The sequence below is a fragment of the Stenotrophomonas sp. RIT309 genome, from assembly GCF_000632045.1.
Taxonomy (GTDB): domain Bacteria; phylum Pseudomonadota; class Gammaproteobacteria; order Xanthomonadales; family Xanthomonadaceae; genus Stenotrophomonas; species Stenotrophomonas indicatrix.
Genome location: NZ_JFYS01000023.1, coordinates 1 through 21,666, shown reverse-complemented (window position 1 = coordinate 21,666; position 21,666 = coordinate 1). Strand labels below are relative to the sequence as shown.

The 21,666-nt window shown below is 67.2% G+C and carries 12 protein-coding genes and 1 riboswitch; of the genes, 6 read left to right on the top strand and 6 right to left on the bottom strand.

All coding sequences use genetic code 11. The features are described 5' to 3' along the window. Window positions 1-55: 55 nt before the first annotated feature. Together BW38_RS07665 and BW38_RS07670 are read left to right on the top strand one after the other, a co-directional pair. Window positions 56-721 carry a response regulator transcription factor gene (locus BW38_RS07665; RefSeq protein WP_006477308.1) on the top strand — a complete coding sequence of 222 codons (666 nt, stop codon included), beginning with the start codon at window positions 56-58 and terminating at the stop codon, window positions 719-721. A 288-nt stretch (window positions 722-1,009) separates the two neighbouring features. Further along, window positions 1,010-1,099: riboswitch (yybP-ykoY riboswitch) on the top strand. An 89-nt stretch (window positions 1,100-1,188) separates the two neighbouring features. Then, on the top strand, window positions 1,189-1,764 hold the full coding sequence (locus BW38_RS07670; RefSeq protein WP_032976929.1) for a manganese efflux pump MntP family protein: 576 nt from the start codon (window positions 1,189-1,191) through the stop codon (window positions 1,762-1,764). 39 nt (window positions 1,765-1,803) lie between these two features. Here BW38_RS07670 and BW38_RS07675 read toward each other — a convergent pair whose 3' ends face one another. Then, entirely contained in the window at window positions 1,804-5,247 is a 3,444-nt protein-coding gene (locus BW38_RS07675) for a PAS domain-containing hybrid sensor histidine kinase/response regulator (protein ID WP_032976772.1), read from the bottom strand. 259 nt (window positions 5,248-5,506) lie between these two features. Then, window positions 5,507-7,654 (bottom strand): S46 family peptidase, encoded by a 2,148-nt coding sequence (locus BW38_RS07680; protein WP_032976771.1) that lies wholly within the window; start codon window positions 7,652-7,654, stop codon window positions 5,507-5,509. Between the two features lie 264 nt (window positions 7,655-7,918). Between BW38_RS07680 and BW38_RS07685 the strand changes: the two genes are divergently transcribed. Further along, window positions 7,919-8,674: a hypothetical protein gene (locus BW38_RS07685; RefSeq protein ID WP_032976770.1), complete on the top strand. Its 756-nt coding sequence runs from the start codon at window positions 7,919-7,921 to the stop codon at window positions 8,672-8,674. A 245-nt stretch (window positions 8,675-8,919) separates the two neighbouring features. Here BW38_RS07685 and BW38_RS07690 read toward each other — a convergent pair whose 3' ends face one another. The 4 genes from BW38_RS07690 to glyQ all read right to left on the bottom strand — a co-directional run bounded on the left by BW38_RS07690 (window position 8,920) and on the right by glyQ (window position 17,908). Next, window positions 8,920-12,786, bottom strand: coding sequence for a translocation/assembly module TamB domain-containing protein (locus tag BW38_RS07690; RefSeq protein WP_032976769.1), 3,867 nt, complete (start codon window positions 12,784-12,786; stop codon window positions 8,920-8,922). Beyond that, window positions 12,783-14,579, bottom strand: coding sequence for an autotransporter assembly complex family protein (locus BW38_RS07695; RefSeq protein ID WP_081794577.1), 1,797 nt, complete (start codon window positions 14,577-14,579; stop codon window positions 12,783-12,785). The genes BW38_RS07690 and BW38_RS07695 overlap by 4 nt, the downstream gene beginning before the upstream one ends. A gap of 253 nt (window positions 14,580-14,832) precedes the next feature. Further along, window positions 14,833-16,908 carry a glycine--tRNA ligase subunit beta gene (glyS, locus tag BW38_RS07700; RefSeq protein ID WP_032976768.1) on the bottom strand — a complete coding sequence of 692 codons (2,076 nt, stop codon included), beginning with the start codon at window positions 16,906-16,908 and terminating at the stop codon, window positions 14,833-14,835. Window positions 16,909-16,996: 88 nt separating this feature from the next. After that, complete coding sequence (gene glyQ, locus BW38_RS07705; RefSeq protein WP_025878768.1) at window positions 16,997-17,908, bottom strand: glycine--tRNA ligase subunit alpha; 912 nt, start codon at window positions 17,906-17,908, stop codon at window positions 16,997-16,999. 83 nt (window positions 17,909-17,991) lie between these two features. On the opposite strand from glyQ, the gene BW38_RS07710 reads away from it, so the two are divergent. The 3 genes from BW38_RS07710 to BW38_RS07720 are packed head-to-tail and all read left to right on the top strand — an operon-like array spanning window position 17,992 to window position 21,508. Continuing rightward, entirely contained in the window at window positions 17,992-19,827 is a 1,836-nt protein-coding gene (locus BW38_RS07710) for a GspE/PulE family protein (protein WP_032976767.1), read from the top strand. Beyond that, complete coding sequence (locus BW38_RS07715) at window positions 19,799-20,545, top strand: glutamine amidotransferase (RefSeq protein WP_025878766.1); 747 nt, start codon at window positions 19,799-19,801, stop codon at window positions 20,543-20,545. The genes BW38_RS07710 and BW38_RS07715 overlap by 29 nt, the downstream gene beginning before the upstream one ends. Before the next feature lie 51 nt (window positions 20,546-20,596). Continuing rightward, window positions 20,597-21,508, top strand: coding sequence for a BPSS1780 family membrane protein (locus BW38_RS07720; RefSeq protein WP_025878765.1), 912 nt, complete (start codon window positions 20,597-20,599; stop codon window positions 21,506-21,508). Window positions 21,509-21,666: the final 158 nt, after the last annotated feature.

Here is a 21,666-nt window from a genome sequence, read left to right as displayed (position 1 = left end):
CCACAAGGAAAGGGCTCTGACCCCATCTGCTTTCCCCCCACGGTTCCCCCCGACCATGACCACCCTCCTGATTGCCGATGACCATCCGTTGTTCCGCGAAGCCCTGCGGGGTGCCGTGCAACGGGTCATTCCGGGCGTTCAACTGTTCGAGGCCGACAGCGTGGAGGCGCTGTATGCGCTGGCCGACCAGCACAACGACGCCGACCTGGTCCTGATGGATCTCAACATGCCCGGCGCACAGGGTTTCAACGCACTGGTGCACATGCGCTCGCTGCATCCGCACCTGCCGGTGGTGGTGGTTTCCGCACGCGAAGAAGCCACGGTGATGCGGCGTGCACTCGACCATGGTGCGCTAGGTTTCATTCCGAAATCCGCCGATTCGGACACCATCGGCCATGCACTCGGCACCATCCTCGATGGCGAGACCTGGGCGCCGCCGGAAGCACACAACGTGCCGCCCACCGGCAGCGAAGAACGCGAAGTCGGTCAGCGCCTGCGCGAGCTGACCCCGCAGCAGTTCCGCGTGCTGCAGATGTTGGGCGCCGGCCGCTTGAACAAGCAGATCGCCTACGACCTCAATGTCTCCGAAGCGACGATCAAGGCTCACGTGACCGCGATCCTGCGCAAGCTGGGCGTGACCAACCGCACCCAAGCGGTGCTGATGGCCGGCAAGCTGGCGATCGACGACGACGCCATCGTGCTGCCGCCGGAAGAAGACTGAGGTTTCGTGCCGGCCGCTGGCCGGCAATCGCCTGTACCTGTATCACCGCTGCGCTCGCCGGGCATGGCCCGGCGCTACCGGAAACTGCTCTGGTAGGGGCCAAGCTTGCTTGGCACGCTCTCGCCGTTGCGCGTGCCGGCCAGCGGCCGGCACTACCCGCTACGCTCGCCGGGCATGGCCCGGCGCTACCGTATCGCCCGTGGTATAGCCATCGCTATACAAACCAGCCGTGCCTGCGCGTTTCGCGGGAGATGCGCCACGCGCGGATCGCGGTGCTAAGCTTCGCGTCCCCTTGGGGAGTAGCCGGATTCCTACGCAGGAATCGTCCACGTCAACATACTCGGCCAGTGCGCCGTGGCGTGGACAACCATGATGGTTGGCGAGACCAGCGGCCCGCGCGCGCAACATCAGGTTGGGCGCGAGCGCGAGCCGTGCGTCCGTCCTTGCCCGACCTTCTGCTGCCGCCCATGTCTCCTGTTTCGATCCTCCTGATCGGCTTTGCCATGTCCACCGATGCCTTCGCCGCGGCGATCGGCAAGGGTGCCGCCATGCGCAGGCCGGTGTTCCGTGATGCGCTGCGCGCCGGCATCATCTTCGGCGTCATCGAGGCGATCACGCCCATCATCGGCTGGCTGCTCGGTCGTGCCGCCCTGCAGTACGTCGAAGCCTTCGACCACTGGATTGCCTTCGGCCTGCTCGGCGCACTGGGAATCCACATGATCTACAACGGCCTGCGCCCTGACAGCGGCGAGGACGATGAAGATCCGTCGCAGCACCACGGCTTCTGGAAGCTGGCACTGACCGGCTTCGCCACCAGCATCGACGCGATGGCGGTGGGCATCGGCCTGGCCTTCATGGACGTGCATATCGGCGTGATGGCGGCGGTCATCGGCCTGTGCACGCTGACCATGGTCACCGCCGGCATCATGCTTGGCCGCGCACTCGGCAGCATGGTCGGCAAGCGCGCCGAAATCATCGGTGGCGTGATCCTGGTGATCATCGGTGCGACGATCCTGTACGAACATCTGCACGGCGTGGCGTAACCTGCCGGCGATTGCGAGGTTGCCGGCCAGCGGCCGGCGCTACCGGGCGTCGCGCAACGCGCCCAGGAACGCACGCAGCGAGGCTGGCTTGATCGGCTTGGTCAACAGGCGATAGCCGCGCTCGCGTGCCATCCGCTTCAGTTCATCGCGGCCATCGGCGGTAAGCAGCGCGCCGGGCAATGGATAGCCCGCCGCTTCGCGCAGTGCCACCAGTGCATCCAGGCCATCCATGCGATCGTGCAGGTGGTAGTCCACCAGCATCACCTGCGGACGCTCGGCGATCTTCTGCAACGCCTGGTCCACCGTCGATGCGGTGATCACCTGCACCTGCCAGCGCCCCAGCAGCGCGCGCATGCCATCGAGGATCTCCTCGTCGTTGTCCACGCACAGCACGCGCAGGCCGGCCAGCGAATCGCTGCGGATCGGCGGTGCGGCCTGCGCCACGGTGAGCGCTTCGGTATATCCCGGCAACGGCGCTACCCGCGGCAGGATGATCGAGAACATCGATCCACTGCCAACCCGGCTGCGGGCATTCAAGCGATGGTCAAGCAGGCGCGAGATGCGCTGGCAGATCGACAGGCCCAGCCCCAGGCCCTGCTCGCCCCAGTCGAACGGCTGCTGGTAGCGGTGGAACTCATCGAAGATCTGTCGCATGTGGTGTTCGGGAATGCCGGGGCCGGTATCCCACACCTGCAGCTCCACTTCGTCGCCGCGCTGGCGCACGGCCAGCACGATGCGCCCCTGCCGCGTGTAGCGCAGCGCATTGGCCAGGAAGTTCTGCAGCACGCGGCGCAGCAGGCGGCGATCACTGCGCACCCAGGTGGTACGCGCGAACAGATCCAGCCGCAGCCCACGCCCGGCCGCAACCGGCGTGTACTGCGCGGCCAGCTCACGCATCAACGCACTGACATCGAATTCGCCGATCACCGGATGCAGGCCACCAGCATCCAGCCGCGACACGTCCAGCAGCCCATCCAGCAGCTCTTCGGCCGCACGCAGCGACGCATCCACGCGTTCGGCCAGGTGCCGCTGCTCGTCACTGACATGGTCGCTGTCGCGCAGCGCCGAAGCGAACAGTCGCGCCGCATTCAACGGCTGCAGCACGTCATGGCTGATCGCCGCCAGGAAGCGGGTCTTCGATTGCTGTGCGACTTCCGCAACATGCGAGCGCTCGGCCACGCGCTGTTCCAGTGTTTCGTTGGCTTCCAGCAGCGCCCGTTCGGCGTGCTTGTAGTCGGTGATGTCGTTGTAGCTGGTGACGTAGCCGCCGCCGGGCAGTGCCTGGCCACGCATTTCGATCACCTTGCCATCGCTGCGGGTGCGCTCGAACACGTGCGGCGAACCGGCGCGCATATAGCCGATGCGGCGGTTGATCTGCACTTCGATGTCGCCCTCGCCCAGCTCGCCACGCTCGGCGTTGTAGCGGATCAGATCCGCCACCGGGCGGCCCACGTAGAGCATGCCGTCGGGATAGCCGAACATGTCCTGGTAGCGCCGGTTCCACGCGGTCAGGCGCATGTCCGGGTCGACCACGCTGACGCCGGCGCTGATGTTTTCCAGGGTGGTCGACAGGATCTCGCGGTTGAAGCGCAGTTCCTGCCCGGCTTCGTCCAGCACCGCCACCACTTCGCCCAGGTCCATGCCGGAGCCACGCAGCAGGCTGGTCAGCAGCAGGCGCGCGGACGCCGCCCCGATCGATGCGGCCAGCAGGCGCTCGGTGAACTGCACCCACGGCCGGTCCGCCGGTGCCGAGGACTGCAGCTCGCGCCCCAGCGACTGCGCCTGTTCGAAGAACGAGCGCCGCGCATGGCGCTCGCCGACCACGCGCGAGGCCAGTGCCAGCAGGTCGCCCACGTGCACGTGGCCCGGCCAACCACCGGCCACTGAAGGCCGCTCGGCATAGGGATCGAGGAAGGGCGCAGCGCGCAGGCGCTCATCCACGCCCGGACGCCAACGCGCCGATACCAGCATCATCGTCGCCGCGTTGACCAGCAGCGACCAGAACGTGCCGTGGGTCAGCGGGTCCCAGCCGGTCATGCCGAACAGCTGTTGTGGCCGCAGCCAATCGATGCCGAACGGACCATGCTGCACCCAGCCTGCATCCATCCAGCCGGCCATTGTCATCGCCGGCAGCAGCAGGGTGTACAGCCAGGTGGCGAAGCCGAGCAGCATGCCGGTCTCGACGCCACGACGGCTGGCGCCGCGCCAGTACAGGCCACCGATCAGGCCCGGCGCGAACTGCGCCACCGCGGCGAACGCCATCAGTCCGTACGAGGCCAGCGTGCTGTCGTTGCTGCTGCTGCGGTAGTAGCTGTAGGCCATCAGTGCCAGCAGCAGGATCGCCAGCCGGCGGATCCACAGCACCCGCGAGGCGACATCGGCCGCTTCCTGGTGGTCGCCACTGCGACGCAGCAGCACCGGCATCACCAGATCGTTGCTGACCATCGTCGCCAACGCGATCGAGGACACGATGACCATGCCGGTGGCGGCAGAGAACCCGCCGATATAGGCGATCAGTGCCAGCGCGTTGCGGCCCTCGGCCAGCGGCAACGCCAGCACCATCGAGTCGTCGGCCACGCCGCTTCCGGTCCCGAACAGGCTGATGCCGGCCGTGGCGATCGGCAGCACCATCGCCGAGATCAGCACCAGGTAGCCGCCGAACATCCAGCGCGCGCGGCGCACGTCGCGCACATCCCCGCACTCCACCACCGCCACATGGAACTGGCGCGGCAGGCAGATGATGGCCAGGAAACTGAGCAGCGTCTGCGAAATGAACCCCACCGGCGGAAGCCCGGTGAACAGCGTATGCACCGACTCCACCACCGCCTCGTTGCGATCGCTGAGCCAGACATAGGCGAACACGCCCACCGCCACCATCGCCACCAGCTTGATCACCGACTCCAGCGCGATGGCCAGCATCATGCCGTGGTGGTGTTCGGTGGCGTCCACCTGGCGGGTACCGAACAGGGTGGCGAACAGCGCCATCAGCAACGCCACGTACAGGGCCGGATCGCTGAAGAACCCGGTCGGGCCGGTGTTGCCGGTCAGTACCTGCAGGCTCATCGCCACCGCTTTGTACTGCAGGGCGAGGTAGGGAATGATGCCGATCAGCGCGATGATCGCCACCAGCGCCGCCAGCCGCCGCGAGCGGCCGAAGCGCGAGGAAATGAAATCAGCGATGGAGACCACGTTCTGGCTGCGCGCGATCAGCGCCAGGCGCTCGATGATGCGCCAGCCGAACAGCAGCAGCAGCAACGGACCGATGTAGATCGGCAGGTAGCCCACACCGTTGCGCACGGCGGTACCGACTGCGCCGTAGAAGGTCCACGACGAGCAGTACACCGCCAGCGCCAGGCTGTAGACGACCGGCCGCAGCCACGGTCGGTCCGGGTACATCGGCCGACGGTCGCCCCACCACGCCACGCCGAACAGCAGCGCAGCGTAGGCAACCGAGACCAGCAGCAGGATCCAGCTGGAGACCAAGCGCGTGTTTCCGTCGGAGGAGGGGCCAGTAGATCACGACCGTTGATCGTGATGGTAGGTCACGACGGGGGGGCGCAAAGGTGGGTCATGACCGTTGGTCGTGGCAGAGGCGTCCGTGCCCACCAACGGTGGGCACCCACCAGAGGGAAAGGTGGGCACCTACCAGGAAACGGTGGGCACCTGCCGGAAGACAGTGGGGACCTACCGGAAGACGGTGGGCACCTGCCGGGAGATCGTGGGCGCCTACCGGGAACCGGCGTTATTCCGCCGGAACGCCCATTTCCTTCAGCAGTTCAGGTGCCGGGTAGACCTTGGCCAGCAGCCAGCGCAGGTAGCGCATGTCCACGTGCACGGCGCGCTTGTAGCGGGGGTCGAACCACCAGCTGGCACTGACCGACTCCCAGTTGCTGTCGAAGTTCAGGCCGATCAGTTCGCCCTTGGCGTTGAGCACCGGCGAGCCGGAGTTGCCGCCGGTGGTGTCCAGGTTGGTCAGGAAGTTGACCGTCTGGGTCTTCAGCGCGGGATCGGCGGTGCTGCCGAAGTCGCCCTTGGCAATCGCGGCCAGCAGCGGCTTGGGGGCATCGAACGGATAGGCGTTGGTGTTCTTTTCGACGATGCCGCCCACGGTGGTCACCGGCGAATAGGTCACGCCATCACGCGGGTGCAGCGCTTCCACCTTGCCGTAGCTGATGCGGAGGGTGCGGTTGGCATCCGGGTACACCGCACGGCCCTGCTTGGCACGCCAGGCGAACAACGCCTGCATGTAGGCCGGGCGCAGGCGCAGCTGTTCGCCTTCGCGGGTCTTGCTCTCGTTTTCGATGCGCAGCTGCGCGGCCACCAGCGGGCCGGCCACGGCAATCAGCGGATCGGCGGCCAGCGCCTTGCCTTCGCGGGCAGCGGCGAAGCGGGACAGGCGCTGCGCTTCGTCACCCAGCTGGGTGCCGGCATACAGCGTGTCCAGCGCCTGCGCCAGCTGTGCCGGGGTACGGCCGAAGGCCGTGTCGAACTCGGCCACGCGCTGCGCATCCGGCAGCTGCTGGTAGCGCGTCAACAGGGTGGTCAGCAGCGCCTTCTCGACCTCGGGTGCATAGCGGCGCTGCACCTGCTTCAGCACGCCCTCGATCATCGCCTGGTCGCGCTGCTGGTAGCCGGTCTCGCGCTGCGCATCCGGCTTGGCCGATTCAATGCGCAGGCGTTCCAGCAGCAACGCCGAGCGCAGCAGCTGGCTCTGGCTGGCCATCTGTTCCAGCAGCAGGTCGCGCTCGCCCACCGCCGCGCCCTGCGACAGGTTGGCCAGCAGCGCCTTGATGTCGCCCTGGTACCTGCGGTCGGTGGCGGCCAGCATCGCCTGCTCGTCGGCCGCACGCTGGGCCTTGGCATCGCTGCGCAGCAGCCCTTCCAGCTCACCGGCAGCACGCTTGCGGTTGTTCTTCAGCGACTGCAGCTGCGAGGCATAACGGGTACGTGCCTGCGCATCCTTGGCACTGGCCGCTTCGATGGTGTCGATCATCTGCTGGAACACCGACACCCGGCGCGGCAGCACGGTATCGATCTGGCCAGCGAACTCGGCGGCGGTGCGATGGCGGTAGGTGATGCCCGGGTAACCGGCCAGCATCGCGTAGTCGCCCTCCTTCGGGCCTTCCACCGACATCTGCAGGTGCGCCGGTGCCTGGTAGGGCACGTTGTCCTTGCTGTAGGCGGCCGGCTTGCCGTCCTTGCCCACGTAGGCACGCAGCAGGGTGAAGTCGCCGGTGTGGCGCGGCCACATGAAGTTGTCGATCTCATCGCCGTAGTTGCCGATCGCGCGCGGCGGCGCATAGACCAGGCGCACATCGCTCAGCTCAAGCTGGGCGATGCGGTAGAAGTCGGTGCCGTAATACATGTTGGCCACCGAGCAGCGCACGCTGCCGTCCTTCTCGCACTCGGCCACGATCTGCTTGCTGGCTGCATCCACCGCGTCGAAGTACGCGCGGCCGGTCTTGCCCTTGGCCTGTGCCAGCACCTGGTCGGTCACCTTGTCGAAGCCGACGGTCACCAGCACGCGGAAGTCCGGATTGGCCGGACGCTCGTCGGCGCGACCCTTGGCGATGAAGCCATCGTTGATGAAGTTGTGCTCGGGCGAGCTGTTGTACTGGATCACGCCCATCGCCACGTGGTGGTTGGTCAGCAGCAGGCCATCGGCCGACACGAACGAACCGGTGCCACCGCCGGCACGCACGACCGCACTCAGCGGCGGCGCGGTCACGTTGGCCAGATCGGCCGGGTTGCCCTTGAAGCCAGCCGCCTGCAGCGGCTTGGCCAGCTCCGGCAGCTGGGTCGGCATCCACATGCCTTCATCGGCGTGGGCGCCAGCGGCGAGGGTCAGGCCCAGGGCCAGGGCGGTGGGGAGGGCTTTGCGTGGCGACATGAGGCAATCCGGTACGACAGAACAGCCCGGGACCATAGCTGCTGGGGCCGGATGGGGCAACGGCCGATGGTTGGGGGCACCGATGCTGGCTAGAATCAGGCACGGATACTAGGGAAGGACCGATGATCGCAGGAATCGATCTGGGCACCACGCATTCGCTGATCGGCGTGAAACGCGCCGATGGGGCAGTTCTGTGAACAGGCCCGCTACGCACAGCTCGGCAGCGGAAATACTGCGTGGCAAGCCGCAAGGAAATCACGACGCATGAATGATGAAGCCGCAGTGACGGGGCCATCTGCCGCCGAAGCGCTTGCCGACCGCATCGTCCGCCACGGGCAGCAGCACGATCCGGCAGATTTCGCAGCCTGGCTGCAGCAGTCCCCGGAACTGCAGGCACCCGCGGATGCCAGCGCAGTGAAGCTGGCAACCTGGCAGCGGCTGATGAATGGCACCACGCCGTTTCCGCAGGCGAACTTCGAGCAGCTGGCCGACCGCTTCCAGTGGTATGACCGGGGCAATATCCGCGAGTGCTACGACATGGCCGCCCTTGGCCACAGCATGCACGTGCGCTGGTTGCTGTTGCGAGGTAACGAGGTTGCTCTTGCGCGCTACATGCATCGCGATGATGCACCGGTTTCCGTAGCACAGGCCCGCGTGCGCGTGGCTCGGTTGAGTGGGCGCTGGCGACCACTACGTGCACGGTGGCAGGCGCGGTCAGCGCACACGCGACGCGAGATGCGCGACACTCTGCACTACCTGGTCGGCGAGCCGATCATGTGGTTCGTGGTTCCGCCGCCGCCGTTGCAGCGCAAGCAAGTCCTGTTCTGGGCGGCAGCGGCCGGTAATCGGCTGCATTCAGCGCCGCGCCGCCGACTGCCCCTGTGGCAGCGTGTTGTCGTGGCGCTGCTGTTGGCGTGCACTCTGCTGGGCGCCTTGGCGATAGCCCACAGGGCTTCTATCACCAGCCCCAGCGATACAAGGGGAGATCGCTTGGTATTGCAGGCACCCGCCAGTACGTGAGCGATTGATCGACAGCGGCACTGTACTCGGCATCATCCACCAGTGCTTCTTGCAACGCTTCGCTCCGATGAGGCAGGACGCACCAAGACCGGGGCTGGTGGACGCAGTCGCTATGATCGCGCAGGCACTGGTGCAGGCCTGCTGGATGAAAAGCCTGCATGTCCAGTGCGGCCGTCCGCGCTGGCCCAACCGTGGATTACGGCAGCGCCGGGCTCGGCGCCACCGCAGCCACGCATGGCGTGGCTCTACTTCTCCCGCCGCCAGTTCAACGAGCCACGGTTTTCCACCGTGCTCGATTCCACTTCCACGTCGAAGCCGCGGCGCAGCAGGTACTTCAGCGTGATCACCGAACCGGCACCGACCAGCGATACGCCGTAGCCCACGTACAGCTTGGGCGAAATGTACTTGCCCACACCGATCACCGAGCCGCCCAGCGCGCGCGACTGGCTGACGCCGGCATCGTCCAGGCCCAGCTTGGCACCCAGCTGCGAAGCCAGCAGCCCGCTGCCCGCCGACAGCGCGGCCGATGCGGCGTTCACCTGCTGGGTCTGGTCGCTGCTGGCACCGGTCAGGCTGCGCCCCAGCACCAGGTAACCCAGTGCTTCGGACTGCGACATCGCCGGATCGGACCAGACATCGGCGCGCGGTTGCTGCGCGCGCCCGGTCACGTCGATGCCGGCGGTGACATCACCGATCCGGCGCTCGGCGCGGATATTGATGCGCGGGTCGGACACCGCGTTGTAGTTCCAGTTGAGGTTGCCGCGGGTGATGGTCAGGTCCTGGCCATAGGCCTTGTAGCGGCCACTGACTTCCAGGCCACCGTTGGCGGTCATCTCGCGGCCGGGCTTGGCCCAGACCTGCATCTTGCCGGTCAGCGCGCCCTTCAGGCCGAAACCGCTCATCTTGACCTTGTCGCCCAGGCTGACGGCCAGCTCCATATCCAGCGGCGAGGTGCGCGACTCTTCCGGATCGGCCGGGTCCAGCACCACCACGTCCTCGGACACCGAGGTGCCACGGTCCAGGCGCTCCAGATCGATGTCGGCCTCGGGCACGTGCACCGTTCCGCGCAGCTCCATCGCGGCCTTGGCCAGGGTGAAGTCCAGGTTGGGATTGGCGATGATGCGCAGCTCGCTGGTGTTGGACAGCAGCACATTCTCGCCGTGGATCTTCAGCTGCAGCGGCTGTGCATCGCCGAACCAGGACAGGCCGCCGTCGACATACAGCGTGCCCTTGCCCGAATTGGCCTGCGCGGTGATCTTGGCCGACCCATCGGGCTGGGCGACGAAGCTGCCCTTGCCCTGGTCGAAGGTCAGGCCCAGCGCCGGGAACTCGCCCTTGAAGTTGCTCAGCTGTGCATCACCGCCCAGCGACGGTTGGCCGCGCGTGCCACGCAGGCTCACGTGGCCTTCGATCAGGCCGGTCGGGCGCACCACATCCGGCGAGAACAGTTCCAGCCAGTACAGGCGCGACATGTTGAGGTAGAGCTCGCCGTTGAGCGGCGCACTCGGTTCCCAACCGGTCTGCATCTTCGCATCGACGAAGCCGTTGCCCTGGAAGCCCATGCCCAGGTAGCCCTTGATGCTGGCCGGGGTCATGTCCAGCTTCAGCGAGAACTGGTCATAACGCACCAGCTCGCCACGGTTGGCATCGCCGACGCCGGTGTTGCGGTTCTCGCCCAGGCGTACGCCACCTTCGGCCGAACGCACTTCCACATGCCCTTCCCATGCGTTGCCACGCGGACGGATCTGCGCGTCCAGGTTGAGTTCACCACGCAGGTAGATGCGCCGACCGGACTGTGGCGGCAACCACGGCTGCACCAGCGCCAGCGGCAACGCATCGCCGCGCACCACCAGGCCTTCGCGCGGCCAGTTGGCATGTGCGCACAGGGCGCCACCGGTCGCAGCGCTCAGGCAGGTTTCGCCCAGCGTGTAGTTGCTGCCGTTGATGGCGAATGCCGCGGGCGCACGCAGTGCCCACGCATCGCCCTTCACCGGTGCGATGCGCAGCGTGGCCAGTTCGCCACGCCATTGTTCACCTTGCTGGCGCACGCTGCCCTGCAGCTCGATCGCGCCCAGTTCGTTGCGTGTCTGTGCGGCCAGGCGCAGGTTGGAGACACTGCCCTGCGCATCGATGTTCAAGCGTTCCAGCAGCATGCCGGCATTGACCTGCTGGCCCTGTATCGCCAGCGTGCCACTGTCGCCACGCCACGGCAGGCGGCCCTTGATGCTCAGGCTTTCAGCGCCGTAACCGTCCCAGTTGAGATTGTTGCCGACCAGATCGGCGGTGATGTCCGGTGCATCGCGCGGGCCTTTCACCTGCACCTGGCCACGCAGGCCACCATCGGCGCCGGGCAGCAGATCGCTCAGCTGCAGCGGCTCGAAGCGCGCATCGATGTCCAGGCGGTCGCCGACCTTGCCCGAGGCGGTCACCCGGCTGCTGCCGACGGCCAGTTTCAATTCACCCTGGCCCTGTTCACCCTGCAGGGCGAACTTGCCTTGGGCATCCACATTGCGCTGGCGCAGGATGCCCTTCAGCGACGGCAGGTCCACCGTGGCCTCCAGCGTGCCCGCAGTGCCCGGCGGCGCGTTGGCCGGCGGCGGCAACTGGCGTCCCTTGGACGCGAGATTGCCGGACAGACGGCCATCCCAGCCCGGTGCGAAGTAACCCGGGTCGAAATCCTTCAGCGTGGCCTTGGCATCCCAGTCCAGCTGCGGTGCCCAGGCCACCTTGCCTTCCACCTGCAGCTGGCCACCCGGGGTCTGCGCCTGCAGTTCGCGGATCTCCGCAGCCTGATCGTTGCCACGCACATCGAAGCGCAGCTGCGCCTTCTGCTTTTCGCGCTCGACATCGGCACGGCCGATCGCCGCCCACGCCTTCAAGGTACCGGCCAGTCCAAAGCGCGCTTCCTTCAGCGTCACCGGCACCGGCGAACTGCCGGCGGTGTTCGGGTCCGGTGCCGGCACCCAGGTCAGGTCATGCGCGATCACCGAGAAGTTCAGCTTCTGCTGGTCTTCCTGGCTGAAATCGGCGGTACCTTCCAGGCGTGCTTCGCCGCCCAGGCCCTTGACCACCAGCGGCGAGACCTTCAGCACCTGGTCCTGCAGCGAAACCACCGAGGGCGCCAGCTCCAGTTCCTGCTCACCCTGCTTCACCCGGCCATGCAGGTTGGCGTTGCCGCCCTTGCCGGAGGCGGTGAAGTCCAATGCCAGCGGCGCGATGGCCGAGCTGGCCAATGCCGGCGACAACAGCGCCAGGTCCAGCTCGTCGCTGCGTACGGTCGCGTTCCAGGTCGGATCGGTGCGGCCATCGAACACCAGCATCGCGTGCAGCGGCTTCGGCGCGCGGCCGGCCAGCGCCACTTCCATATGCGCCAGGTCACCGCGCGCGACCAGGCCGACCGTGGCCGCGGTACGCCCGCGCGGTGCCGGCAGCACGGCAGTGACGGTGACGTCGGTGTCGTAGTCCTTGGCCGGGATGTAGCGGCCCTGGGCAGTGAAATTGCCCATGTCGCTGTCCACCACCAGCTTGCGCGCCTGGAACTCGCCATTGGCGATCTCGATGCCACCGCGCACGCGGCTGATGTCGATCACCGGCTCGTTGGCCTGGCTGATGCGGAAACTGTCGATGGCGATCACATCGGCCTGGATCGCCAGCGGCATTTCGATCTGCGGCAGCGAATCGGGCCACGACGGCAGCTTGAACGGCTCATCGCTCTTGGCCAGGTTGAGCGTAGCGTTGGTCAGCTCCAGCTTGTCCAGCAGCAGCTTGCGGCCCAGCAGCGGGCGCAGGTCCGGCTCCAGGTGCGCGCGCTCGGCGTGGAAATGGATGTCGTCGTAACGGAAGTCGACGTTGTACAGGGTCAGCGGTCCGGCCACCGGGCCATCGACCTTGTCCCAGGTAAAGCTGGCACCCACCGGCAGGCGCGCCACCACCTGCGCCAGCAGCACATCGCGGCCGGCCACCGTCTGCAGCAGCCAGTACACGGCCAACAGGGCGACCAGCACCAGGCCGACCACGCCCGCGCCGGACCATGCCCAGAAGCGGCGACGACGGTAGAAGCGCACGCGCCGCGGCGGCGTGTTCGGCGACGGAGTCGGTGCGGGCGTGCTCACAGGTCCGCTCCGATGTTGAGGTACAGCTGGAACTGCGAATCAGGGTTGTTCAGACCGTGAGCGATATCGACCCGCACCGGGCCCACCGGCGATTTCCAGCGCACGCCGAAGCCGACGCCGGTGTGCAGGTCGATGTTGGTATCGAAGGCGCTGCCGGTGTCGACGAACACCGCTGCACCCCACGGACCGCCATTGAAGTAATGCTCGTACTCGGCCGAGCCGACCACCAGGTGCTTGGCACCAAGCGCGTACTTGTCCGGCTTCGGCGTGCGCGGGCCGACCTCACGGTAGGCATAGCCGCGGATGCTGCGGTCGCCACCGGCGAAGTAGCGCAGGCTGGGCGGCATCGCCACCAGGTCGCTGGTCCAGGTGGTGCCGCCTTCGCCGCGCAGGATCAGGCGATTGGTCGGCCCCACCGGGATGTACCAGCGCAGCACGGCATTGGCCTGCACGAAGCTGGTGTCCGATCCGACGCCTTCGACGCCGGCACGCACCGTCGCGGTGCCACTGATGCCGCTGCGCGGGAACAGCTCGTCGTCCACCTTCACGTAGTCGGCCACGATCTGCGGGTAGACCAGCGTGGACGTGTTGTAGACCGCATCGGTGAACTCGGTGCCCGAGGCATAGCGCCAGCGCTCGCGCAGCGCGTTGATCGAGGCGATGGCGGTCCAGTTCTCGTTGATCTCGCCGCTGCGGCTGGCGATCAGCTTGAAGTTGCGCAGATCGATGTAGTCGGTCTGCTCGTCATAGGCACTGGCGGCGAAGGTGTACCAGCCATCCAGCCAGTTGAACGCCGGAATGCGGTAGCTGGTGATCAGGCTCTTGCGCTTCTGCGCATAGTCCAGCTGGGTGTTCATCTTGTGGCCGCGGCTGTTCAGGTAGCGCCGTTCAAGGCCACCACGCACACCGGCGCCACTTTCGCTGCCGTAGCTCAGGCCGTAGGAATAGATGCTGCGCTTGGCCCGCGTCAGCTTCACATCAACCGGCACCTCGCCGTTCTCATCGGCCTGGTCCGGGCGCGGCTGGATGTCGATCACGCTGAAGTAATCGAGCTTGGTCAGCGACTCGCGCAGGCGGTCCAGCTTGCCTTCGTGGAAGTAGCTGCCCTGGTCCCAGTACACCAGCGGGTCGAACAGCTTGTCGTCGAAATAGTTCTGCTCGAAGGTCACCGGGCCCATGTTGTAGCGGCGGCCGCTGTCCCAGGTCAGGTCGATGTCGGCAGCGTTGTCCGCGCGGGTGATCTGCACCTGGCGCTGGGTGTAGTCGGCGTCGAAGTAGCCGCGCTCGGCCAGGCGCCGGGTCACGGTGATCTTGCTGGCTTCGTACTGGGTGTGTTCGAAGCGCTGGCCCTTGCGCGGCTTGAACGCGGCCAGGTCGTCCTGCAGGTACTGGTCGTACATCGCCGGACCGGTGATGTCGATATGCTCGCGGCGCACCAGCACCGGCTGGCCCTTGTCGACATGGATCAGCACGGTGACGTGCTCGTCCTGGCGTGGCGCCTCGACCTTGATCACCGGGTTGTAGTACCCGAACGGTTCCAGCGCCTGGCGGGTCTGCCGCTCGGCCTGTGACAGCAGGTATTCCAGGCGCGACTCGCCCTGCTCCTTGCCGATCGTGTCGAACAACGACAGCGATTCCTGGATGTTCTCGATGATCGCGGCGTCGTCGCCCTTGTCCAATCCCTTGATGTCCACCTTGTCGATGGTGCCGCGCGCATGGGCCACGGAAGTGGCGCAAAGCGAGAGGACCATCAGCGGCAGGGCGTATTTCGTTGGCTGCATGCGGCACAGCATACCGACCGGAGGTGACGATGCGAAATGCATCACGTCAATCCGGATCGGTTGTTAAGTGGCGGTCAAAATACGCGCCTTTGTGGCGATCATCGCGGCCGCATGCGGAAATATCGGCATCGCGTCGCTGCCGGCCAGCGGCCGGCTACCCAGTAGATCCACGCCATGCGTGGATACGGTCTGATTCATGGCGAGCGCGCAGCGCGGCCTGCAGAAAAGCCGCCGGGCATGGCCCGGCGCTACCCATCGTGGGCGATCAGCTGGACAGGTGCTCGATCGCCGCGACCTTGCCCAGGCGCTCGCCCAGCATCGTCAGCAGCGCCAGGCGGTTGCCGCGCAGTGCCGGATCCTCGGCATTGACCATCACCCCGTCGAAGAACGCATCGACCTGCGGACGCAGGCGGGCCAGGCGCGCCAACACGGCCACATAGTCCTTCTGGTGCAGGCTGGCGCCGGTATCGTCGATGGCGGCAGTCACGGCTTCGGCCAGCGCGCGCTCGGCATCTTCCTGCAGCAGGGCCGCATCGATCTGGCCCGGAATATCGCCTTCGGCCTTGCGCAGGATGTTGCGGATGCGCTTGTTGGCCGCGGCCAGCGCCTCGGCTTCCGGCAGCGCCGCGAAGATCCCGATTGCGTCCAGGCGGCGGTCGAAGTCGTACAGCGAGGCCGGCTTCAGCTCGGCCACCGCGTTGAAGTGGCTGGCCGGCACGCCCTTGTCGCTGTAATAGCCCTTCAGGCGGTCGAGGATGAAGTCGTACAGCTCAGCCACGTCGGCCTGCACGTTGCGCGCGGCCAGCCCGGCGTTGGCGCTGGCCAGCAGCGCGCGCAGGTCCAGCTCGAAGCCGCTTTCGATGATCGTGCGGGCCAAGCCCAGCGCGTTGCGGCGCAGGGCGAACGGGTCCTTGTTGCCGGTCGGCTTCAGGCCCGCAGCGAAACCACCGGCCAGGGTATCCACGCGCTCGGCGATCGCCAGCACCTTGCCCAGCGGCGACAGCGCGATGTCATCACCACCGAAGCGCGGCTGGTAGGCCTCGTCGATGGCCAGCGCCACCTCCGGCGATTCGCCACCGGCCGCCGCGTAGTGGCGGCCGGCGATGCCCTGCAGTTCCGGGAACTCATTGACCATGCGCGACTGCAGGTCGTTCTTGGCCAACTGCGCGGCTCGCTTGGCCAGCAGCGGATCGGCGCCGACCTGCGGCGCAATCACCTCGGCCAGCGCCACCACGCGCGCGACCTTGTCGGCCACGCTGCCCAGCTTGGCCTGGTAGGTCACCGTCTTCAGGCCCTCGCCCATCGCCTGCAGGCCCTGCTTCAGGTCTTCGTCGAAGAAGAACTTGGCATCGGCGAAGCGCGGACGGATCACCCGCTCGTAGCCCTTGGCCACTTCGGCCACGTCCTTGGACTCGATGTTGGCGATGCCGATGAACTTCTCGGTCAGCTTGCCGCCGTCATCCAGCACCGGGAAGAACTTCTGGTTGATCTCCATCGTCTCGATCAGCGCTTCCTGCGGCACCGCCAGGAACGCGCGCTCGAAGCTGCACAGCACCGCCGACGGCCACTCGACCAGGTTCACCACCTGCTCCAGGTTGTCCTCGGTGATGCGTGCGCTGCCACCGGCGGTGGCTGCAGCGGCTTCCACCTCGGCGACGATGCGCTGGCGGCGCTCTGCCGGGTCAACCAGCACGAAGGCGGCGCGCAGCGATTCCACATAGTCCTGCGGCTGGGTCAGCCACACGGTCTTGTCGTGCAGGAAGCGGTGGCCGCGGCTCATGCGGTCGGCCTTCAGGCCGAACAGTTCGGCCTCGACCACGTCACCGCCGTGCAGCAGCACCAGCCAGTGCACCGGGCGCGCGAAGCCCCAGCTGTGGCCGCCCCAGCGCATCGGCTTGGGAATGGGCATGCCGGCGATGGCCTCGCGCAGGATCTCCGGCAGCAGCGCAGCAGTGCGCGCGCCCGGGGTCACCGCACGGTGCACGAAGCGCTCACCCTTGTTGTCGGTGGTCTTTTCCAGCGCGGTCCAGTCGATCCCGGCCTTGGCCGCGAACCCCTGCAGCGCCTTGGTCGGCTGGCCTTCGGCGTCCAGCGCGATGTTCAGGTACGGGCCCAGCACTTCGCTGTGCTGTTCCGGCTGCTCCAGGCCAACGCCCGGCAGCAGCACGGCCAGGCGGCGCGGGGTCGACAGCGGGCGTGCATCGCCCAGCTCCAGTTCCACACCGCGCTTGCGCAGGCCGTCGACAACACCGTCGAAGAAGGCCTGGGCCAGGCCCGGCAGTGCCTTGACCGGCAGCTCTTCGGTGCCCAGTTCAATCAGCAGGGGAGACAAGTGGCTCATCGGTTCGATCCTGTGGTGGGGGCGCAGCGCGCGACGCGGCCGGCGCCCCTGGGGTAGTAGGTGAAACGCGTGATGGGAGAACGGGCCGTCAGGCCTTCTTCGCGCCCGGGAAGCCCAGCTTCTCGCGCTGCTCGTAGTAGGCCTTGGCCACCGCCTGGGCCAGCGCGCGCACGCGCAGGATGTAGCGCTGGCGTTCGGTCACGCTGATCGCGCGGCGCGCATCGAGCAGGTTGAAGGTGTGGCTGGCCTTCATCACCTGTTCGTAGGCCGGCAGCGGCAGGTTCACTTCCACCAGCTTCTGCGCTTCGCGCTCGCAGGCATCGAAGCGGTGGAACATTTCTTCCACGTCGGCGTATTCGAAGTTGTAGGTGCTCTGCTCCACCTCATTCTGGTGGTAGACGTCGCCGTAGGTCACCGGCTGCCCATCCGGGCCGTAGGTCCAGACCAGGTCGTAGACGTTGTCGCAGTTCTGCAGGTACATGCACAGGCGCTCGAGACCGTAGGTGATCTCGCCCAGCACCGGCCGGCACTCCAGGCCACCGGCCTGCTGGAAGTAGGTGAACTGGGTCACCTCCATGCCGTTGAGCCAGACTTCCCAGCCCAGGCCCCAGGCGCCCAGGGTCGGCGATTCCCAGTTGTCCTCGACAAAACGCAGGTCGTGCACCAGCGGATCGATGCCCACCGCCTTCAGCGAATCCAGGTACAGCTGCTGGATGTTATCCGGTGCCGGCTTCATCGCCACCTGGTACTGGTAGTAGCGCTGCAGGCGGTTCGGGTTCTCGCCGTAGCGGCCATCGGTCGGGCGCCGCGACGGCTGCACGTAGGCCGCGTTCCAGGTTTCCGGACCGATCGCACGCAGGAAGGTGGCCGGGTGGAAGGTACCGGCGCCCACCTCCAGGTCGAGCGGCTGGATGAGCACGCAGCCCTGCTGGGCCCAGAACTGGTTCAGGGTCTGGATCAGGCCCTGGAAGGTGATCGGAACGGTCGGGGTCGCGGACATGCGGACGAGTCTTGGCCGGCAAAGGGGTGCGCTAGTATAACGGCCGACCTGCGGGGCATTCCGTACCCGGAAGGAGCAGGTGGATGGAACATCGGCTGCCCACGGGCACGCCCGGCGAGCCTGGCGCGGCACCGTTGCCGCCCGGTCGCCTGCAGTTCGAACAGGTTGCGGCGGCCCTGCTGGCCGACGGCGTGGTGGCTGCGCACGAGCGCGAGCGCATCCGTTTTTCCGCACAGGGCGCCCGCAATGCCAGTGAAGTGCATCCACTGGTGCTGCTGTCCAACCTCAAGCTGGCCGCCAGCGACGGCGGCGACCTCAATCTGGAACGCCTCACCGAGTGGCTGGCCCAGCGCACCGGCAGCCGCTACCTGCGCATCGATCCGACCCGGGTCGACGTCGCCTCGGTCACGGCCGTGGCATCGCACGCCTACGCGCGCCGCCATCGCTTCCTGCCGCTGGCGGTGGATGGCGAACGCGTACTGGTGGCCACCAGCGAGCCGCTGGCACAGGAATGGCTGCGCGACCTGCAGCACCTGACCCGCCTGCGCATCGAACTGGCGGTGGTCAATCCGCTGGACCTGCACCGCTACACCATGGAGTTCTTCGGCGTCACCCGCTCGGTGCGCGGTGCCCGTGGCGACGTACGGGGTGAGGCCAACACCACCCTGCCCAGCTTCGAGCAGCTGGTGGAACTGGGCCGCACCGGCGACGTCAATGCCGACGACCAGCACATCGTGCACATCGTCGACTGGCTGCTGCAGTACGCCTACGAGCAGCGCGCCTCGGACATCCACCTGGAGCCCCGCCGCGAAATGGGCCGCATGCGCTTCCGCATCGACGGCGTGCTGCACAAGGTGTTCGAAGTGCCACCGGCGGTGATGACCGCCGTGGTCAGCCGTATCAAGGTGCTCGGACGCATGGACCTGGCCGAGCGCCGGCGCCCGCAGGATGGTCGCATCAAGACCCGCTCGCCCGGCGGCCGTGAAGTGGAAATGCGCCTGTCGACCATGCCGACCGCCTTCGGCGAGAAATGCGTGATGCGCATCTTCGACCCGGAAGCGGCCTTCAAGAGCATCGACCAGCTCGGCTTCAGCCCGCAGGAAGCGGCCGGCTGGACCGCCCTGGTCGAGCGCCCGCACGGCATCGTGCTGGTCACCGGCCCGACCGGTTCGGGCAAGACCACCACCCTGTATTCCACCCTGAAGCGGCTGGCCACGCCGGACGTCAACGTATGCACGGTGGAAGACCCGATCGAGATGATCGCGCCGGAATTCAACCAGATGCAGGTGCAGACCAACATCGACCTGGATTTCGCCAGCGGTGTGCGCACCCTGCTGCGGCAGGACCCGGACATCATCATGATCGGCGAAATCCGCGACCTGGAAACCGCGCAGATGGCGGTGCAGGCCTCGCTGACCGGCCACCTGGTGCTGTCCACCCTGCACACCAACGACGCGCCCTCGGCCATCACCCGCCTGCTCGATCTGGGCGTACCGCATTACCTGCTGTCATCCACCGTCAACGGCATCCTCGCCCAGCGCCTGGTGCGCACCCTGTGCCCGCACTGCAAGCAGCCGCACACCCTCGGCCGGGCCGATTGGGCAGTGCTGGCTGATAGCGAAGCTGCATATCCAGATGCCGCCACGCCCTGTCGGCCGGTCGGTTGCCTGGAGTGCCGGCGCACCGGATTCCTCGGCCGCATCGGGCTGTATGAGCTGCTGCCATTGGGCTCGCGCCTGCGCGGGCTGATCCGTGCGGACATGGATCTGGCCGGTTTCAACCGTGCCGCGCGTGCTGAAGGAGTGCGAACCCTGCGCCAGGCCGGGCTTGAAAAGGTGGCACAGGGGCTGACTACAATCGAGGAAGTCCTGTCCGTACTACCTCCCCCGGATGAATCCAGCGCCCTTCCTGATCCTTGAAACCGGCCGCCCCGTGCCGTCGTTGCGCCGCTACGGGCGCTTTCCGCACTGGATCCGGGTCGCCGCCGGCCTGGAAGAACACGAGACCGTCGTGGTCGACGTCGAGCACGGCGCCGACCTGCCCGATCCACGCCAGTTCGCCGGCGTGCTGGTAACCGGCTCGGCCGCCTTCGTCACCGACCACGCCGAATGGAGCGAACGCAGTGCCGCCTGGCTGCGGCAGACCGCGCATGACGACGTGCCGGTGTTCGGCATCTGCTACGGCCACCAGCTGCTGGCCCACGCGCTGGGCGGCGAAGTGGCCTACAACCCCGCCGGGCGCGAATCGGGAACGATTGAGCTGGCACTGGACCCGCAGGCCGCGCAGGACCCGTTGTTCCAGGGCCTGCCGAGCCACTTCGCGGCCCACGCCACCCATCTGCAGACCGTGCTGCGCGTACCCGAAGGCGCCGCCGTGCTGGCGCGCTCGCCGCTGGATGGCTGCCATGCCTTCCGCTGGGGCCGCCAGGCCTGGGGCGTGCAGTTCCATCCGGAATTCGCCACCCACCACATGCGTGGCTACGTGCGCGCACGCGCCGACTGCATCGGCCGTCATGGCGGTTGCGCGCGCAGCATCGAGCGCGCGGTCAGCGCCGCGCCGCTGGCGCGCCAGCTGTTGCGGCGCTTTGTCCGCCAGGCCCGGCTGTCTTCAGCCCAGCCGGTGGCAAAACAGGGATAATCGGCGGCACGGGCACACCGCCCGGCCCCTCCTGTCCCTCCCCGGATGTCCATGAAAGAGATTCGCAAGCTGCCAGCCTCGGCGGGCGCCCAGTGGTTGCTGGATACGTTCTCGCTGTATCGGCGTGCGCCGCTGCAGCTGGCCCGGATCGGCCTGACCTGGCTGCTGGTGAACTGGGTGGTCACCCTGCTGGGAACGATGCTGCCCGGTACCGCCGGCCTGGCCCTGCAGATGATGACGCTGGTGATTTCACCGGTGATGTTCGGCGGCATGCTGTACGCCATGGGTGAGATCGACCAGGGTCGTCCCGGCCTGGCCACCCATCTGCTGCAGCCGATCCGCGACCGTCGTGTCAGCCACCTGCTGGTGCCGCTGGCGATCCAGGTGCTGGCCGTGCTGCTGCTGGGCGCGCTGCTGTACCTGATGATCGGCCGCGAGGGCTTCACCGCCTTCAGCGACACCATGACCAAGATGCAGGAACTCGGCCGCAGCGGGCAGCAGATCAGTCCTGAAACCGCCGCCGAACTGGTCGCCAACCTGCCCGCGCAGCGCATCGCGCTGTGGATGCTGCTGGTGTTCTGCACCGCCGTGGCGCTGACCCTGGCGATGTTCACCCAGCCGGCACTGGTGGTGTTCGACCGCCAGAGCGGCATGCACGCGCTGCGCCTGAGCCTGCAGGGCTGCATCGAGAACATCGGCGCCACCGCCGTGTTCACCGTGCTCGGCCTGATCGCCGCGTTCTGCGTCTATGTGCTGTTCGTGATCGTGGTCCAGCTCGGCATGCTGCTGGGCGGCCCGCTGGCGGCGGCCTTCATCGCGCAGTTGGTGTTCACCACGGTGCTGATGCCGCTGTATGTCGGCGCGGTCTATGCGGCCTGGAAGCAGATGTTCGTGCATCGCGGCAGCCGCGGCGCACCGCCGGTGCCGCAGTCGCCGCCTGCCAACGACGTCTTCCACGCTTGAGCGGCGCTCAACGGTAGCGCCGGGCCATGCCCGGCGGATGGATGTCACCTCCCCACGAACGCCGGGCATGGCCCGGCGCTACCGGGGATCAGGCCGCAGGCTTCTTGACCACCGAAGACGGCACCAGCCAGCGCGCGGCGTGGATGCCCAGTTCGTAC

Bases quoted from the DNA above. Each gene is read 5' to 3' on its own strand.
- BW38_RS07720 (WP_025878765.1), top strand. From the start codon at position 20,597: ATGAAAGAGATTCGCAAGCTGCCAGCCTCGGCGGGCGCCCAGTGGTTG.
- BW38_RS07710 (WP_032976767.1), top strand. From the start codon at position 17,992: ATGGAACATCGGCTGCCCACGGGCACGCCCGGCGAGCCTGGCGCGGCA.
- BW38_RS07715 (WP_025878766.1), top strand. From the start codon at position 19,799: ATGAATCCAGCGCCCTTCCTGATCCTTGAAACCGGCCGCCCCGTGCCG.
- BW38_RS07695 (WP_081794577.1), bottom strand. From the start codon at position 14,579: ATGCTGTGCCGCATGCAGCCAACGAAATACGCCCTGCCGCTGATGGTC.
- BW38_RS07680 (WP_032976771.1), bottom strand. From the start codon at position 7,654: ATGTCGCCACGCAAAGCCCTCCCCACCGCCCTGGCCCTGGGCCTGACC.
- BW38_RS07670 (WP_032976929.1), top strand. From the start codon at position 1,189: ATGTCTCCTGTTTCGATCCTCCTGATCGGCTTTGCCATGTCCACCGAT.
- BW38_RS07665 (WP_006477308.1), top strand. From the start codon at position 56: ATGACCACCCTCCTGATTGCCGATGACCATCCGTTGTTCCGCGAAGCC.
- BW38_RS07685 (WP_032976770.1), top strand. From the start codon at position 7,919: ATGAATGATGAAGCCGCAGTGACGGGGCCATCTGCCGCCGAAGCGCTT.
- glyQ (WP_025878768.1), bottom strand. From the start codon at position 17,908: ATGTCCGCGACCCCGACCGTTCCGATCACCTTCCAGGGCCTGATCCAG.
- glyS (WP_032976768.1), bottom strand. From the start codon at position 16,908: ATGAGCCACTTGTCTCCCCTGCTGATTGAACTGGGCACCGAAGAGCTG.